The sequence below is a fragment of the Devosia sp. J20-27 genome (assembly GCF_055808595.1).
Map to the genome: position 1 here is coordinate 1,974,207 of NZ_CM147875.1, position 16,497 is coordinate 1,990,703.

Annotated in this window: 13 protein-coding genes; 4 read left to right on the forward strand and 9 right to left on the reverse strand. The window is 64.6% G+C overall.

Going from position 1 to position 16,497, the window contains the following annotated elements; translation table 11 throughout:
- Positions 1-63 precede the first annotated feature (63 nt).
- Positions 64-1,335 carry an ABC transporter substrate-binding protein gene (locus AC0L4C_RS09690; RefSeq protein WP_473403427.1) on the reverse strand — a complete coding sequence of 424 codons (1,272 nt, stop codon included), beginning with the start codon at positions 1,333-1,335 and terminating at the stop codon, positions 64-66.
- A 156-nt stretch (positions 1,336-1,491) separates the two neighbouring features.
- Between AC0L4C_RS09690 and AC0L4C_RS09695 the strand changes: the two genes are divergently transcribed.
- On the forward strand, positions 1,492-2,682 hold the full coding sequence (locus AC0L4C_RS09695; protein WP_473403428.1) for an ROK family transcriptional regulator: 1,191 nt from the start codon (positions 1,492-1,494) through the stop codon (positions 2,680-2,682).
- Positions 2,683-2,685: 3 nt separating this feature from the next.
- Here the strand turns inward: AC0L4C_RS09695 and AC0L4C_RS09700 are convergent, their stop codons facing one another.
- Positions 2,686-3,990 (reverse strand): NAD(P)/FAD-dependent oxidoreductase, encoded by a 1,305-nt coding sequence (locus AC0L4C_RS09700; RefSeq protein ID WP_473403429.1) that lies wholly within the window; start codon positions 3,988-3,990, stop codon positions 2,686-2,688.
- Positions 3,990-5,351 (reverse strand): glutamine synthetase family protein, encoded by a 1,362-nt coding sequence (locus tag AC0L4C_RS09705; RefSeq protein WP_473399329.1) that lies wholly within the window; start codon positions 5,349-5,351, stop codon positions 3,990-3,992. Before AC0L4C_RS09705 ends, AC0L4C_RS09700 begins: the two co-directional genes overlap by 1 nt.
- Positions 5,352-5,448: 97 nt before the next feature.
- Between AC0L4C_RS09705 and AC0L4C_RS09710 the strand changes: the two genes are divergently transcribed.
- From AC0L4C_RS09710 to AC0L4C_RS09720, 3 genes are all read left to right on the forward strand, one after another.
- Complete coding sequence (locus tag AC0L4C_RS09710) at positions 5,449-6,222, forward strand: gamma-glutamyl-gamma-aminobutyrate hydrolase family protein (protein ID WP_473399330.1); 774 nt, start codon at positions 5,449-5,451, stop codon at positions 6,220-6,222.
- Positions 6,219-7,646, forward strand: coding sequence for an aminobutyraldehyde dehydrogenase (locus AC0L4C_RS09715; RefSeq protein WP_473399331.1), 1,428 nt, complete (start codon positions 6,219-6,221; stop codon positions 7,644-7,646). The genes AC0L4C_RS09710 and AC0L4C_RS09715 overlap by 4 nt, the downstream gene beginning before the upstream one ends.
- A gap of 71 nt (positions 7,647-7,717) precedes the next feature.
- Entirely contained in the window at positions 7,718-9,010 is a 1,293-nt protein-coding gene (locus tag AC0L4C_RS09720) for an amidohydrolase family protein (protein ID WP_473399332.1), read from the forward strand.
- 3 nt (positions 9,011-9,013) lie between these two features.
- On the opposite strand, the gene AC0L4C_RS09725 is transcribed toward AC0L4C_RS09720, so the two are convergent.
- The 6 genes from AC0L4C_RS09725 to AC0L4C_RS09750 form a co-directional block, all read right to left on the reverse strand.
- Positions 9,014-9,760, reverse strand: coding sequence for a FadR/GntR family transcriptional regulator (locus AC0L4C_RS09725; RefSeq protein WP_473399333.1), 747 nt, complete (start codon positions 9,758-9,760; stop codon positions 9,014-9,016).
- A 51-nt stretch (positions 9,761-9,811) separates the two neighbouring features.
- The gene (locus AC0L4C_RS09730; RefSeq protein ID WP_473399334.1) at positions 9,812-11,020 is read right to left on the reverse strand and encodes an aminotransferase class V-fold PLP-dependent enzyme; all 1,209 of its coding nucleotides are present in this window, start codon (positions 11,018-11,020) and stop codon (positions 9,812-9,814) included.
- A 1-nt stretch (position 11,021) separates the two neighbouring features.
- Positions 11,022-11,924 carry an ABC transporter permease gene (locus AC0L4C_RS09735; protein WP_473399336.1) on the reverse strand — a complete coding sequence of 301 codons (903 nt, stop codon included), beginning with the start codon at positions 11,922-11,924 and terminating at the stop codon, positions 11,022-11,024.
- Complete coding sequence (locus tag AC0L4C_RS09740; protein ID WP_473399337.1) at positions 11,921-12,853, reverse strand: ABC transporter permease; 933 nt, start codon at positions 12,851-12,853, stop codon at positions 11,921-11,923. The genes AC0L4C_RS09735 and AC0L4C_RS09740 overlap by 4 nt, the downstream gene beginning before the upstream one ends.
- 9 nt (positions 12,854-12,862) lie before the next feature.
- Positions 12,863-14,626: an ABC transporter ATP-binding protein gene (locus tag AC0L4C_RS09745; protein WP_473399338.1), complete on the reverse strand. Its 1,764-nt coding sequence runs from the start codon at positions 14,624-14,626 to the stop codon at positions 12,863-12,865.
- 64 nt (positions 14,627-14,690) lie between these two features.
- Positions 14,691-16,298: a peptide ABC transporter substrate-binding protein gene (locus tag AC0L4C_RS09750; RefSeq protein WP_473399339.1), complete on the reverse strand. Its 1,608-nt coding sequence runs from the start codon at positions 16,296-16,298 to the stop codon at positions 14,691-14,693.
- Positions 16,299-16,497: the final 199 nt, after the last annotated feature.

The following is a 16,497-nucleotide window of genomic DNA, read 5'->3' on the forward strand; positions in this document are numbered from 1 at the left end:
CCTCCGCTCGGAGCAAAATCCGGTCGTGGCGTGTGCCACGACCGGACCCTGCGGACTTCTGGATTACATCTGAGCTTCGACGGCGTCGGCCATGGTATTGGCCGCGTCGGTGGACGACATCTCAGGTGCGTTCACGAACTCGGTGATCAGGTCCATCATGGCGCCGCGATACTTCTGCAGCACAGTCATGTTGTGGGCCATCGAGCGCACCAGGGTGTCAGCTTCGATCGAAGCCTTCAGGTCGGCCTGCGACTTCACCTGGCAGCCGTTGAAGCCGTTCGACAGATCGACGTCGAGACGGGCCGGGATCGAGCCCTTCGAGATGTTGAACACGGTCTGGAATTCCGGGCTCAGGATGGTGGAGGCGAGCAGCTTCTGGCCTTCGACGAAGTCGGGATCCTTCTGCTGGAAGAACACCACCGAGTCGGAGTTGAGGATGAAGCCATTGCCCCAGTCATTGGGCGACTGGGCGCACAGGATGTCTTCACCGGGGACCTTGCCGAGCGAGACGAGGCGACCGAGTTCCCAGTCACCCATGATGAAGAACAGCGCATCGCCGTTGGCCATCATGTTGGCGCCGGTGTCGTAGTCACGGCCGGCAATCGCCGGATCCATGTACTTGGAGACCATGAGCTTCATCTGGTCGAAGGCCTTGATCATGCCTTCCGAGCGCAGGGCGTCCACGTCACCTTCGACGAAGGCCTTGCGGTAGAGGTCGAGATCCTGACCGTAGACGACGGTTTCGAACGTGGTGGCGTCGGACCAGTCGGCGCTGAAGTGGGCGAGGCAGACCTTGCCGCCGGCAATGGCTTTTTCGCATGCCGCGTTGAAGTCGGCCCAGGTCTTGGGCAGCTCGGTCACACCAACAGATTCCATGGCGGCCTTGTTGCCCCAGATCCAGTTGATGCGGTGGATGTTCATCGGGGCAGCGCGCCACTTGCCATCGGGCTTCATCACCGGCAGCAGTTCGGGAGCAACGACGGCATCCCAGCCTTCGGCGGCAGCAAGCTCGTCCATGTCAGCGGTCATGCCGGTAGCATTCCACTCGCCGATTTCCGGACCCTTGAGCTGCACGGCGGCCGGGGCATTGCCTGCCACCACGTCGGCGCGGAGCTTGGCGAGCGTGTTTGCCGTATGGCCGGCAATGGCGGTCTGTTCCCAGGTGCCGCCCTTGGCTTCGAACATTTCGCCGAGCTTGGCGATCGAGGCAGCGTCGTTGCCGCTGGCCCACTGGTGCAGCATCAGCACCTTGGGTTCGGCCATCGCCGTGCCGGAAAGCAGGGCAGCCGTCATCATCGTGGCCGCAGCAACTGCAGCCTTCAGTTTGAAGGTCATTGTTCTCTCCCTTGGCGCTGCTGCTGACCCCGAACTCTGCGATCGATCGTCGGCACTTGCGCTTTTTGTGTTGCAGTGCTCATCCTCCTGAGCATTGCTGCTATTAGTTCTACGGCGAACATTTTCGGGTTGTCAACGCGCTTTGGAGCGATCGATGTGAACAAAACGGAGTTGCAGTCGCTACTTGCCGATCGCTCGCTCGACACACCTGTCGGGCGGATCGTGCGCGCCCTCACCGAACGGGGGGCCCTCAGCGCTGCGCAGATCTCGCGACTGACCGGTCTGGCGAAGTCGACGGTGTCGACAGCGCTGGCGGAACTGCGCAAGTCCGACATCGTCGTGGAGGCCGGTACCGACCCGGCTGGCGGGGTTGGCCGGCCGGCGACGTCGCTGACGCTCAACCCCAAGGCCGGTACCTGCATCGGCATCCTGATCGGGGTGAGCGAGATCCAGGTCATCGTCGCTGACGTGGCGCACAATGTGCTGTCGGACAGTTCCGCGGTGCTGGAGATCGATTACAGTCCCGAAGCGGGCGTCGAAAAAGTCCGGCAGATGATCAACGCCGAAAGCGAGCGGTGGCGGCGGCGCGGGCTGCTGGGTGTGGGCATCGCGGTGGGCGGGCCCGTCAACCCGCTGAGCGGTCGCATGCTGCGCGCCGGCGGCATGCCCAACTGGGCCGGCGTCGACATGCGCGAGCGGTTTGGCGAACTGTTCCCCGACGCCCCCATCTTCTGCGACAACGAAAGCAACTGCTCGGCCATTGCCGAGATGACCTGGGGCGCGGCCCGCGGGCACGAGGACTTCGTCGTCTATACGCTCGACCTGGGTGTGGGCGGGGCCATCGTTTCAGGCGGTCGGGTGATGCGCGGCATGTCGGGCGGCGCCGGCGAATTCGGTCACGTCATGATCGATCCCGATGGCCCGCTCTGCCGCTGCGGCAACCGGGGCTGCATCGAGGTCTATGCCAGCTTTCGCAAGCCGCTGGACAAAGCGAGGCGGCATTTCGGACGGCCGCTGCTCATCACCGAGGTGGCCGAGATGGCCATTGCCGGCGACGCGTTCTGCCGCGAACTGGTCCGGCACGCCGGCACCACAGGTGGCCATGGCCTGGGCATCATCGGCTCGATGCTCAATCCGCCGCTGGTGGTGGTCAGCGGACGCCTCGCCATGACCGGCGACATTCTGCTCGATCCCCTGATCGAGAGTTTCGAGCGGCACACGCTGATCAAGCGCGCCGACGTTCCGGATGGTACCCGCACGATCATCCGGGCCAGCCAGTTCACCGACAATGGTGCGTGCCTGGGCGCCGTCGGGCTGGTGCTGCGGCACCACGGCCAGTTGAACTGAACGTCAGATACCCAGCCGGTCCTTGAGGGCATACCACCAGGAACCGAGGGTCGAGTACTGGGCGCGGAACATGCGGCCGCCGGGGAAGGGGATCCACGGCAGACTGGCAAAGGTGTCGAAACGGGTCAGATCGCCGCGAACAGCCTCGGACACGATGCGGCCGAAGAGATGCGAGCCGGTGACGCCATGGCCGCTATAGCCGTGCGCGAAGTACACATTGCTGCCGAGTCTGCCCATCTGCGGCACGCGCGAGAATGACAGCGCAAAGTTGCCGCTCCAGGCGTAGTCGATCTTGATGCCCGCCAGCTGCGGAAAGACCTTGTCCATGTTCGGTCGCAGCTTGGCAATCACGTCGGCCGGGTCGGTCCCGCCATAGACGACGCCGCCGCCGAAGATCAGGCGGTGGTCGGCACTCAGCCGGAAGTAGTCGAGGATGTAGCGGACGTCCTCGACGCAGACATCGGTGGGAATGAGGGCGCGGGCGCGTTCTTCACCGAGCGGTTCGGTGGCCATCATCTGTGTGGAAACCGGCATCACCCGGGACGTCAGTTCGGGCACGACGTTGCCCAGATAGGCATTGCCGCAAACGATGGCGGCCTTGGCCGTGACGCGGCCCTTTGCCGTGGTGACGACGGCATTGCCGCTGCCTTGCGTCACGGCAGTGACGGGCGAATGCTCGTAGATGACGCCGCCGAGGCCTTCGAACGCCCTGGCTTCGCCCAGCACCAGGTTGAGCGGGTGCATATGTCCGCCCGAATGGTCGATCATGCCGCCGACATAGACGTCGCTGTTGATGTGCTGCCGGATGGCCGCCTTGTCGAGGATCTCGTGGTCATCCATGCCGAAGCGACGCCACAACGCCTGCTTGGCCTTCAGTTCGTCCATGTGCTTGGCGGTGTAGGCCGCGTAGATATTGCCGGGCTTGAGGTCGCAATCGATGTCGTAGCGCGCCACCCAGTCGCGGATGATGCCGGCGCCTTCCTGTACCAGTCCGCCGACGAAGCGGGCGGTCTGTTCGCCGTAGCGACGTTCGATGGTGCCCAGGCTGGCATTGAGGCCGTTGACCACCTGCCCGCCATTGCGGCCGGAGGCGCCCCAGCCGACTGCCGCGCCCTCGACGACGACGACCTTGAAGCCGTTCTCGGCTAGGTGCAAAGCCGAGGACAGGCCGGAATAGCCGGCGCCCACAACGACGATATCGGCCTCGACATCGCCATCAAGGCTGACCGGTACACGGGTGATGTTGCGCGACGCGGCGTAGTAGCTGGGGGGATAGGAGCCGTCGCCGGCATAGCTGGTTGTGGCCATCAGACGATTTCCAGATAGGCGCTGAACTCGAGGTCGGTCACCTGCGAGGCAAAGCCGGCAATCTCCTGTCGCTTGCAGGCGACAAACATCGAATGCAGCTTGGAGTCGAAGATGCGCGGGATCATGTCGCCATCCTCGAACGCGTTCACGGCCGAGGCCCAGTCGGCGGGCAGCTTGGGCAGACGCTCCGAATAGGCGCGTCCCGAAAACGGCTTGGGTGGCTTCTTCTCGTCCTCGATGCCAACGAGGGCGGCGCCGAGGATGCCGGCCATCACCAGGTAGGGGTTGGCATCGGCGCCGGACACCCGATGCTCGATGCGGCGGGCCTTGGGACTCCCGCCGGGAATGCGCACCGCAGTGGTGCGGTTTTCGTAGCCCCAGGACACGGCACTCGGAGCGTGGGTATCGGGACGCAGCCGGCGGTAGGAATTGAAGTGCGGGGCAAACAGCAGCGTCAATTCAGCCATGCCGGCCAGCAGGCCGCCGACGGCGTGATGCATCACCTCGGAGCCGGAATCGGTGCCGTCATCGAAGATGTTGTTGCCGGCGGCATCGTTGATGGAAAAATGCACGTGGAAGCCGTTGCCGGAACGCGCGCCGTAGGGCTTGGCCATGAACGTGGCGACGAGCTTGTGCTTGCGGGCCACGCCCTTGACGATGCGCTTGAACAAGACGGCATCGTCGGCGGCCTTGAGGGCATCGGTGTGCAGCAGGTTGATCTCGAACTGACCGACGCCGTTCTCGGCAACGGCCGTGTCGGCCGGCACGTTCTGCTGCTCGCATTGCAGGTAGACGTCACGGAAGAACTCGCCGAAATCCTCAAGCTCGTCGAGCGACAGGATGGCGTCGGAGTCGAGGCGCTTGCCGGTATAGGGCGAGATCGGCGGGACAGCGGAATCGCCTTCGGGATCGACGAGGTAGAATTCGAGCTCTGTCGCCGCGACAGGCTTCAGGCCGATTTCGGCGTACCGTCTGACGATGCTGGCCAGCGCCTGGCGCGGATCGCCGAGGAACGGCGTGCGGGCTTCCTCAAACAGCCAGAGCGGCACCATGGCACTCGGGCGTGCCGTCCAGTTGATGGGCAGCGCGCCGCGGCCGGTCGGGGCGCAGATGCCATCCGTGTCGCCGCCCGAGAACACCATCGGATTGCCGACGATATCTTCCCCCCAGACGTCGACGCCGACGATCGACAGCGGCATGCGGATGCCGTTATCGGCGATGCGTCGTGCCTGATCGATGGGGATGCGCTTGCCGCGCATGATGCCGTTCAGGTCGCAGACGGCAACGTGCAGCACTTCGACCTGCTCGTGATCGGCAAGCCAGGATACGATATCGGTGGTATCAGACGATTCTTCGCTCATGCCTATCAATGGCCTTTGTTATTGACGTGGGCAAGCCTAGCATTGGTGCCGTGCCACCGCAGTCAAAGGCATGGCCGAGTTGGAGCGCAGGAGCAATATGAATCAGAAAGCGCCAGTCATCGGCGTCATTGCCTGTTGCCGGCAGGTGGAGGGCGAACCGGCCCAGTCGGTCAAGCATCGCTACCTCGAGGCGGTTGAGCGCTACGCCCGTGCCGTGCCGATGATCGTCCCCAGCAACCAGGACGTCTCCAACGCCCGTGCAGTGGTGCATCGCCTCGACGCGATCCTGCTTACCGGCAGCAATTCCAACATCGCGCCGGAGCTCTACGGATCGGATGTAGCCGTCCGGCAGCCCTACGACGCCGGTCGCGACGGGTTCGCCGCGGCGCTGGTGCACGCGGCGATTGCCGCCGGCAAGCCGGTGATCGGCATCTGCCGCGGGCTGCAGGAGATCAATGTGGCGCTTGGCGGTTCGTTGCGCGACCTGCGCGATAGCGGGACTGCTGCGCCGACCCATCATGCGCCGGGCGACGCGAGCCTGCAGACGACGTTTGGCCATGCTCATGACGCCACGGTCGTTGCAGGCAGCGTGCTGCAGCGCATCAACGGCAGCGGGCTTCTGCAGGTCAACAGCGTGCATTTTCAGGCGATCGATCGCCTCGCGCCCGGACTGGTCGTCAATGCCACGAGTGCGGACGGCGTCATCGAGGCTGTCGCGGCCTCGGGCACCGCAGCTCCGGTCTTTGCCGTGCAGTGGCACCCCGAATGGCGTCCCGATCTGCGGCCGCATGATCTTGAATTCTGGAACTATGTTGGCGAGGTGGCACGTGCCACCCGTACGCCAGCGCCAACCCTGGAGCCTGCCGTATGACTGACTTCGATACCCGGCTGCTGATCGGCGGCGACTTCGTTGTGGGCGAAGGCGCGCCGGAGAAGGCCTACGAGCCGGCACGGGGCACCGTGCTGTCGGAAGTTGCCTCGGCCAGCCTGGGGCAGGTCGATGCGGCGGTGCGCGCTGCGCATGCCGCCTACAAGGGCTGGTCGCGTCAGACGCCCAAGGAACGCAGCAATGCCCTGCTGCGCATCGCCACGCTGATCGAAGAGCAGGCCGATATGCTCGGCGCCATCGAATCCCGCAATGTCGGCAAGCCCTTGCGCTACGCCAGGGGCGGCGAGATCGCCAATGTGGTCGATGTCTTCCGTTTCTACGGCACCGCCGTGCGCAACATGCCGGCCACGTCGGCAGGGAACTATCGGTCGGACAAGGTCACGAGCATGATGCGCCGCGACCCGATCGGCGTCGTGGCGCAGATCGCCCCGTGGAACTATCCGCTGTTGATGGCGGCCTGGAAGATCGCCCCGGCAATCGCCGCAGGTAATGCCGTGGTCATCAAGCCCTCCGAATACACGCCGCTCAGCCTCATCGCTCTCAGCGCCATCTTCGCCGAAGTGCTGCCGCCGGGCGTGGTCAACGTGGTCTGCGGCAACGGACCCGATGTCGGGCAGGCGCTGATCTCGCACGATCTGGTGCGGATGATTTCGCTCACCGGCGACGTGCGCACCGGCCGGGTGGTGCTGCAGGCGGCTGCCGGTCCGACCATCAAGCGCACGCATCTCGAACTGGGCGGCAAGGCGCCGGTGATCGTGGCGGCCGATGCCGACCTCGACAAGCTCGTCGGCACCTTGCGCGAAGCGAGCTTTTACAATGCGGGACAGGATTGCACCGCCGCCTGCCGCATCTTTGCCGATCGCAGTATCGCCCAAGACCTGACCGACCGGCTGTCGGCGATGGTTTCGAGCCTTGTCTACGGCCGACCTGAACGCGACGATGTCGAGTTCGGCCCGGTGGTGAGTTCGCGCCAGCAGGAGCGTGTCGCCGGCTTTGTCGACCGCGCCCGTCAGAGCGGCGCCGATGTCATCCAGGGCGCGCCCGCCGAAGCGGAGGGCTTCTTCTTCCCGCCGACGCTGGTCGCGGCGCCGATCGACGCCGAGATCGTGCAGAAGGAAGTGTTCGGGCCGGTGCTCAGCATCACCCCGTTCGACGGGCTCGACACCGCCGTCGAGTGGGCGAACAGCTCCGAGTACGGCCTTGGCTCATCGATCTGGACGCGGAACTCCGAGCGTGCACTCGAGGTCGCCAATGCGCTCGAATATGGCGTCACCTGGATCAACACGCATGGCGTGATGGCCAGCGAGATGCCGCATGGCGGCATGAAGAATTCCGGCTACGGCTCGGATCTCTCGATGCAGTCATTGCTCGACTACACCCAGATCCGGCACCTGATGTTTGGCTGATCGCGCGCGAGCCGCTTGATCTTCGAGCGGCTCGCCCATCAACATGGACCCTCGTTGCATAGGAGGCGTCCATGTTCGATCTCATCATCCGCAATGCCAATCTTCCGGACGGTCGGACCGGCGTTGATATCGGCATAGCTGGCGGCAAGATCGCCGCTGTCGCCGTCGGCATCGCAGGCAGTGCAGGCGCCACCATAGATGCCACCGGCCGGCTGGTATCGCCTCCCTTCGTCGATCCGCATTTCCATCTCGACGCGACGCTCTCGCTCGGGCTGCCGCGCATGAACCGGTCGGGGACGCTGCTCGAAGGCATTGCGCTCTGGGGCGAATTGCGACCGACTCTTACTCGCGAGGCACTGGTCGAGCGCGCGCTGCGCTATTGCGATCTCGCCGTGTCGCAGGGGCTGCTCGCCATTCGCAGTCATGTCGATACCAGCGATCCGCGGCTGGTCACCGTCGAGGCGATGCTCGAAGTGCAGGAGAGGGTCGCACCCTATCTCGACCTGCAACTCGTCGCCTTCCCGCAGGATGGCTACTACCGCGTCGCTGAGGGCGTCTCCGCGCTCGACCGGGCGCTCGATATGGGTGTCAACGTCGTGGGCGGCATCCCGCATTTCGAGCGGACAATGGCCGATGGCACGGCCTCGGTGGAGGCGCTCTGTCGCATCGCCGCCGATCGCGGCCTGCCGGTCGACATGCATTGCGACGAGACCGACGATCCGATGTCCCGCCATATCGAGACGCTGGCGGCGCAGACCATCCGCTTCGGGCTGCAGGGCAGGGTGGCCGGATCACACCTGACGTCGATGCACTCCATGGACAACTACTATGTGTCCAAGCTCATTCCGCTGATCGCTGAAGCGCAACTGCAGGCCATCGCCAATCCGCTGATCAACATCATGCTGCAAGGGCGGCACGACAGCTACCCGAAGCGGCGCGGCATGACGCGGGTGCCCGAACTGCTGGCCGCCGGGGTCAATGTCGCCTTCGGCCATGATTGCGTCATGGACCCTTGGTACTCGATGGGCTCCGGCGACATGCTGGAAGTGGCGCATATGGCTGCGCACGTGGCGCAGATGGCTTCGATTTCCGACAAGCAGAAGATTTTCGAGATCGTGACCTATGGCAATGCACGGGCCATGGGGCTCGATGGCTATGGGCTCGACAAGGGCTGCAATGCCGACCTGGTCATCCTGCAGGCGCGCGACCCCGTCGAGGCCCTGCGCCTCAAGCCCAATCGCCTCACCGTCATACGCCGCGGCAAGGTCATCGCCGAGACGGCGGCGCGCGTCAGCGCACTGTCGCTCGCGGGGCGGCCGTCGCAGGTCGACGCCGCTGCCTATGCACCGGTCGACGCGAGTTGAGCGCTACGATGGCAGCCTCGGGTCGGCAGGCGCGCCGGCAAAGATGATGTCGCGGACATCGCGGTCGACGAGATCGAGGATCTTGTTGATGGCGGCATCGGCCGCCGCCGGGTCGGCGGCAACGATGGCATCGGCCAGCTCGCGGTGCGGCGGGAACGAGTCGAGGCCGAACTCGTCGCGCCCGAACGGCGACTCGTTGGAGCGCTCGAGGGCCCGGTCGAGGTTCTGCAGGATCTGGCCGAACATCGGATTGCCCGAAGCGTCGTAGATGGCGCTGTGAAAGGCATGGTCGTGCCTGCGCCATGGCCGTCCGGCATTGACTTCGATCAGCAGCAGGTCACACAGCCGCGAGATCTCGGCGCGCTGTTGTGGATTAGCGTTCATGGTGGCCTTGCGCACCACTTCGCCCTCCAGTGCCCGCCGTACTTCGATCAGGCGCAGCAGCGCCTCGCCTTCGAGCCTGACCATGGTTGGCACCAGGCCACGCGATGTCTGGACCCGGGCCGATAGGTAAGTGCCGTCGCCGCGGCGGCGCTTGATGATACCAAGTCCCTCCCAGCGATTGAGGGCCTCGCGGATGGTGGAGCGGCCAACGCCCAGCGTCGCGGCCAGCGAAATTTCGGGAGGCAGCCGGTCGCCGATCTTGAGTCCGGCACGCTCGATCATGTCGGCCAGCGCGTCGAGCACGGCGACGCCACGCGTGCGCGTTTCCAGCTTTTCGAGATAGTTCAGCGCGCCGTCGTCCGCCACAGTTCCCTCCGAACGCTTCCGGGGCACACACACCACAGTTCGCCGGCCTTGTCAGCCGTGTTGAGCAACCTGTTGCACAGGGGCCCCGAGTTCGAGCATCTCGGTCAGGGCCTGGATCAGCGTATCCATCTGCGCCCGCGTATTGTAGCCCTGCACCGAAACGCGGACGATCGAGCGATCCTGCCAGTTAAAGACCGGGATTTCGATGCGGTAGCGTTCCATCAGCCGGCGCGCGAAATCCACCGGGTCCTCGATATGGGGCACCGGCATGGCGATCATCTGGGGGGCGCAGAATTCCGGCGTCGACAGGGCCGGCAGTCCGGTGAGATCGCGCAGCCGGGCCGCCGTTTCCTGCGCCAGCGCGCGACAGTCGGCAGCGACGCCGTCCCAGCCATGCTCGCGACGAAAGGCGATGGCGGCCGGCACCGTCAGCCAGGCCGCCGGGTCACGCGTACCCTGCATTTCCAGTTCGTCGACGAACGGCGTGTTGCCGAACGGTGCCTTGGCGCCCGGTTCCTTGTTGTCGATGGTCCAGCCATGGCTGATCACCAGCGGATTGATCATGCCCTGCAGCTCGGGCCGCACGTAAAGGAAGGCCGAGCCCTTGGGGGTCATCAGCCACTTGTGGCAATTGCCGGCGTAGAAATCGACATCGAGGCCGTCGAGGTCGAGCGGGATATGACCGGGCGTGTGGGCGCCGTCGATCACCGACCAGATGCCGCGTGCTTTCGCCTCGGCAATTGCCGGAGCGATCGGCAGGAGCAGCGCGGTCGGCGACGTGATGTGGCTGAGGAACAGCACCTTCGTCCGTTCGGTCATGCCGGCGACGATGGCTGCCGTGAAGTCCGCTTCCGACACCAGCGGCAACGGCACCTTGACGGTGACGATCCGGGCACCGGTGCGACGGGCGACATAGGCCCAGGTCTTTTCCAGTGCCGAATACTCGTGGTCGGTCGTCAGGATCTCGTCGCCGGGCTGCAGATCGAGCGACTGCGCCACGATGTTCAGGCCTTCGGTGGCATTGACCAGGCCGACGATGTTGTCGGGGGCGCTGCCGAGGAATTCTGCCAGCGCCAGGCGCGGCACGCGCATGCGCTCGGCGAGTTCGCGGCCGAGGAAGGCGACCGGCTGGCTTTCCAGCTGCAACTGCCAGGCCTGATAGGTCTCGAAGACCGGGCGGGGGCAGGCGCCGAAGGATCCGTGATTGAGGAAGACGACATCGTCCCGGAGGAGGAAATGCCGCGCGAGATTGGAGGACAAGTCAGTGCCCCTTCAGGGTTGGGTCGAGTGCGTCGCGCAAGCCGTCGCCGAACAGCGTCGTTGCCATGACGGTGATGGCGAGGGCTGCTGTGGGGAAGACGGCCATGTGCCAGTAAAAGAACATGAAGCTCATGCCGACATTGATCATCTGGCCCCAGCTCGCCGTCGGGGGTGCCACGCCGATGCCGAGGAAGCTCAGGCTTGCCTCGAGCATCATGGCCAGCGGGATGGCGAGCACGAAGCCGACGATGATCGGCGAGATCGAATTGGGGATCAGGTGGCGGCGGATGATGTACCAGGGCGAGGCGCCGAGGGCCTGGGCGGCGCGGACGAATTCCTTCTCGCGGAATGATTTCACCTGGGCCCGCACCAGCAGGCAGACGTTCACCCAGCCGAACAAGGCCGCGATGACGATGATGGTGGTGAAGCCGCCGCCAGTGAGCGCGCCAAGCAGCATTGCCGCGAGCAGGGACGGCACGACCGAGAACAGCTCGATGATCCGCATGATGAACCAGTCTGTGCGGCCACCGAAGTAGCCGGCCAGAGCGCCGAGCGGGATGCCGATGATGACACTGAAGGCGGCCGCGGCGAAGCCGATCGTCAGCGAAACGCGGGCGCCGTAGACAATGCGGGTGAAGAAGTCGCGTCCCAGGTCATCGACACCGAACCAGAACTCGGCCGACGGGAAGGCGAGGGATTGCTGCAGATAGGCCTGCGCATCCGGGCTGGTCTTGGAAAATAGCGGCGCCAGGATCGCGGCCAGCATCAGCACCAGCAGCACGATGCCACCGGCGACGGCCGCCTTGTTGGCGATGAAGCGGTGCCAGGCAAAATAGAGCGGGCTGCGCTGCCGGGCTGCGGGCGGCAGCGCCAGTTCGGTCAGGGTTTCGAGTTCGCTGCTCATCGGCTTGCCCCTCCAAAGCGGATGCGCGGGTTCAGCCATGCATAGGCGATATCGCTGAGCAGGTAGGCAAAGCAGAAGGCGACGGTCACCATCAGGATCAGCGCCATCTCGAGCGGGTAATCGCGGTTCTCGATCGAGGACACGAAATAGGAGCCAAGCCCCGGCACGCGGAACATCGCCTCGACAAAGATCGAGCCGGTGGCGGTGCCGATGAACATGGGCAGGAAGACCGTGACCATGGGAATCGCCGAATTGCGCAGCACGTGCTGGAAAATGATGCGGCCTTCGCTCAACCCCTTGGCGCGCAGCGCCGTTACGAACGGGCGGTTGAGCGTGTCGAGCATGGCCGAACGGGTGTAGCGCGCATAGGTGGCGAGCGGGATGGCGGCATAGGCGATGATCGGCAGGATCCAGCGCTCAGGCTTGCCCCAGCCACTGGCCGGCAGCCAGTTCAGCCACACGGCAAAGACGAGGATCAGCAGCATGGAAATGACGAAGACCGGCACCGTCAGCCCGAGCGTCGCCACGCCGGAGGCGAGGTAGTCGATCCAGGTATTGCGACGCAGCGCGGCGGCCATGCCAAGGAGGATGCCGAGCGGTGCGCCGATCACGACGCCTAGCCCGCCCAGCAGCAGGCTCGGGGGCCAGGCGTTGGCCAGCAGGCTGAGCACGGTTTCGCCCGGCGCCTGATAGGGGACGCCGAAATCGAGCCGCATCACGCCCCACATGTAGTTGACGTACTGCACCCATAGCGGCTGATCGAGCCCGAGCCGGGCCATCAGCTTCTCGCGCACCGCGGCGGACACCGGCATATCGTTGCCGTCGAAAGGCCCGCCGGGAACCGCATGCATCATCAGGAAGACGACGAGCGAGACGATAAAGAAGGTGACGGCGATCGAGAGCAGCCGGCGAATGATGTAGAGGACCATGTCGCGCTCCTACGGGGTGACGATCGCTTCGACCAGGTGGCCGGGGGCGATGCTCACGAGTTGCGGGATATCTGCGGGTGACGCAGCGGCGGCGAGGGACGATGCCGGCAGATGGGGCGTCGAGGCCTCCATCTCGGCCGTCTTCATGAAGCTGCGCTGGCGGCGGTCGCGCGGATTGGTCACCGGGATCGCATCGAGCAGGGCGCGCGTATAGGGGTGCCGGGCGCCGGCAAACAGCGCGGCGGTCGGCGCCTGTTCGACAATGCGACCCTGATACATCACGACGACGGTATCGGTCAGCGAGCGCACGACGCTGAGATCGTGGCTGATGAACAGCATCGAGAGCCCCATGTCCTGCTGCAGCTGCTTGAGCAGGCCGATGATCTGGGCCTTGACCGAGACGTCGAGCGCCGAGGTCGGCTCATCGGCGACAAGCACGCTGGGGCCGAGGATGAGGGCGCGGGCGATGGCGACGCGCTGGCGCTGGCCGCCGGACAGTTCATGCGGATAACGCAGGCCGAAGCTGCGGTCGAGACCGACCTTCTCGAGCCAGTCGAGCGCCAGGTCGGTCTGTTGCCTGGTCGTCATCATGCCGTGGATGTGCAGTGGCTCGGCAATGATCTGGGCCAGCGTCATCATCGGGTCGAGGGCAGAATAGCTGTCCTGGAACACCACCTGCATCTGCTTGCGGAACGCCTTCATGGCGGTGCCGTCATGCAGGCTGATGTCGGTGCCGTCGACAAGGATCTTGCCCGTCGTCGGTTCGATCAGCCGCATGGCCATCATGCCCGTGGTGCTCTTGCCCGAGCCGGACTCGCCGACCAGCCCGACAATCTTGTTGCGGGGCAGGGTGAGGCTGACGTCGCGCACGGCGTGGTGCTGCGAGTAGGTCGAGAAGATGCGGCCCTGGCGCCGCACATGATAAACCTTTGAGAGATCGCGCAGCTCGAGCGCCGGAGCATCCGGGGTCTCGGCGTCGCCGCTGTCGGCAACACGGGCGGTCAGGCTGCTCAGCAGTTGCTGGGTATAGCTGTGCCTGGGTGCATCGAATATCTGCTGCACCGGGCCTTCCTCCACCACCCGCCCGCCATACATGACGACGACCCGATCGACGGTCTCGGCGATGACGCCCAGGTCGTGGGTGATCATGATCAGGGCCATGCCGAATTCGGCCTGCAGTTCCTTGATCAGTTGCAGGATCTGGGCCTGGATGGTGACGTCGAGGGCCGTGGTCGGCTCGTCGGCGATCAGCAGCTTGGGCCGGCAGGAGAGCGCCATGGCGATCATCGCGCGCTGCAGCATGCCGCCGGAAAGCTGGTGCGGATAGTAGTTGAGAACGTCCGCCGCATTGGGGATCTCGACGCGCCGGAGCAATTGCTCGGCTTCGGCCAGAGCCGCGGCCTTGGTTGTCTTGCGATGGGTCTGGATGGTTTCGATGATCTGGTGACCGATGGTGAACACCGGATCGAAGGCTGTCATCGGGTCCTGGAAGATCATCGCCGCAGAACGGCCGCGCAGTTCCGACAGCGAACGTCGGCTGGCCTTCTGGACGTCGATCTCGTCGAGCATCATGGTCTCGGCGGTAATCGTTGCCGTTGCCGGGAGCAGGCGCAGCAGGGCCATGCAGGTCACCGACTTGCCCGAGCCGGATTCACCGACAATGCCCAGGCTCTCGCCTTCCGCCACGTGCAGGCTCACGCCGCGAATGGCATCGATCGTGCCGCCCTGCTGGGCAAAGCTGACCTTGAGCCCTTTGATTTCGACGAGTGTCATGCGCTGCCCTGAATTCGGGGAGGCGCTTCCCGGCGCGTGGCCGGGAAGCTTCCGGTGGAACGACCTACTTCTCGGAGATATGCGAGTAGAGGAAGTTGCCGATGCGATCGAGCGGCGTGAAGCCCTGCGAGTTCGGCGTCACGCCGGCCCCGGTCAGGTTCTCGCTGACGGCCGCCATGATGATGGGGTGCACGAGCGGGACGATAAGGCCCTGGTCGATCATCACCTGCTCGGCCTGCTCGTAAAGCGCGACGCGTTCGTCCCAGTTCGGGTTCGAGTCGGCGGCGGCAACGAGCGCGTCATATTCCGGCACGTGGTAGCTGTGACGGCCACCATTGTAGAAGATGCCGTAGAAGTTCGACGGGTCGAGATAGTCGTACTCATAGGGAGCGATGTAGAGGTTGTTCTTGTGCTGGAGCATCCCCTCCATCCAGTCCTTGCCCGGCATGACCTTGATGTTCATGGTGATCCCGAGGATGTCCTTGAACTGGGCCTGCAGGTACTGAGCCATCGGCGGCAGAATGGCGCCGTTATAGCCGCCTTCCTCGCGGAACCAGACTTCCACGGTCGGGAAGCCTTCGCCGTTCGGGTAACCGGCCTTGGCCATGAATTCCTTGGCCTTCTCGGGGTCGAACACGGCCTGCGAGACGATCTTCTCGCTGTAGCCGGGATAGCCCGGTGCGAGGATGGAGCCGGCCGGGATGGCGATGTCCTTGAGGACGGTCTTGGTCAGTTCGTCGCGGTTGACGGCGTAGTACATGGCACGGCGCACATCGACATTGTCGAACGGCGCGGACTCAAGATCGAACGAGATGTAGCTGGTGGCGAACACGGCATTGGTGCGGATGCTGTCGGGCATGCGCTGCTGGATCACCGGGATCTGTCCGGCGTTGAGGTAGGTGAAGGCCGTGTCACCGGCGAGGAAGGCCGGCATGCCGACTTCCGGCGAGCCGATCGACGGATCCATCGTCAGTTCGTCCACTTCGGCCTGCCACGGGCCGGTGTAGGCCTCATTCTTGGTCAGAACCACCGAGTTGTTCGATTTCTCCCAGGACTTCAGCAGGAAGGGGCCCGAGGATACGACGTTCTCGACATTGGTCAACCAGTCGTCACCGAACTTGTCGTACTGATGCTTGGGCACCGGATACCAGAGGCTGACGACGCTCGGCATGTAGGGCTTGGGCGCAGTGGAGGTGATCTCCAGCGTCTTGTCGTCGACGGCCTTGAGCCCGAGGGTCGAGGCCTCTGCCTTGCCTTCGGTGACCTCTTTCCAGTTCTTGATGCCGCCGGCAAAGTCCCAGTACCAGGCGAAGTCATAGCCCGAGGTGGCAGCGTGCTGGAGCGCGAAGACATAGTCTTCTGCGGTGAGCGGCTCGCCGTCGCTCCAGGTGAGACCGTCACGCAGTTTGAAGGTCCAGGTGAGGCCGTCGTCGGACTGGGTCCAGCTTTCGGCAGCAAGTGCGGTCAGCTGATACTCGTTGTCGAAGCTGGTGAGCGGCACCTGCAGCAGTTCGGAGCCGCTGGCGCGCGCATAGACCGTCTTCATGTAGTCCATATAGGTGCCGGTGGTCGAACCGCCGGGCACGGTGAGTTTTGTTTGGGCCATCGCTGGCGCCGCGGTCAGGCCCGCGGCCAGCGCGACGGCGCCGACAAATTTCAGCAACGCGTTCATGTATTCCCTCCTTGTTGCAGGTCGCTATCTTGACGTTTCATACCCGCCCGAACCGATGCATGATGGGGTCGCGGGCGGGGCAGTTTCGTGCCGACGCGACGATCGCGAGTGCTGATCGCGGGCCGGCAACAGGACAGGTTTCCCCTCGAAAATCTGCCATATGACATATGTCTGACAACTCTGGTTTGGCTTGGCAAGA

Coding starts and splice junctions, on each gene's coding strand:
- AC0L4C_RS09700 (WP_473403429.1), bottom strand. CDS start 3,990: ATGGCCACAACCAGCTATGCCGGCGACGGCTCCTATCCCCCCAGCTAC.
- AC0L4C_RS09710 (WP_473399330.1), top strand. CDS start 5,449: ATGAATCAGAAAGCGCCAGTCATCGGCGTCATTGCCTGTTGCCGGCAG.
- AC0L4C_RS09750 (WP_473399339.1), bottom strand. CDS start 16,298: ATGAACGCGTTGCTGAAATTTGTCGGCGCCGTCGCGCTGGCCGCGGGC.
- AC0L4C_RS09715 (WP_473399331.1), top strand. CDS start 6,219: ATGACTGACTTCGATACCCGGCTGCTGATCGGCGGCGACTTCGTTGTG.
- AC0L4C_RS09690 (WP_473403427.1), bottom strand. CDS start 1,335: ATGACCTTCAAACTGAAGGCTGCAGTTGCTGCGGCCACGATGATGACG.
- AC0L4C_RS09705 (WP_473399329.1), bottom strand. CDS start 5,351: ATGAGCGAAGAATCGTCTGATACCACCGATATCGTATCCTGGCTTGCC.
- AC0L4C_RS09740 (WP_473399337.1), bottom strand. CDS start 12,853: ATGGTCCTCTACATCATTCGCCGGCTGCTCTCGATCGCCGTCACCTTC.
- AC0L4C_RS09735 (WP_473399336.1), bottom strand. CDS start 11,924: ATGAGCAGCGAACTCGAAACCCTGACCGAACTGGCGCTGCCGCCCGCA.
- AC0L4C_RS09720 (WP_473399332.1), top strand. CDS start 7,718: ATGTTCGATCTCATCATCCGCAATGCCAATCTTCCGGACGGTCGGACC.
- AC0L4C_RS09745 (WP_473399338.1), bottom strand. CDS start 14,626: ATGACACTCGTCGAAATCAAAGGGCTCAAGGTCAGCTTTGCCCAGCAG.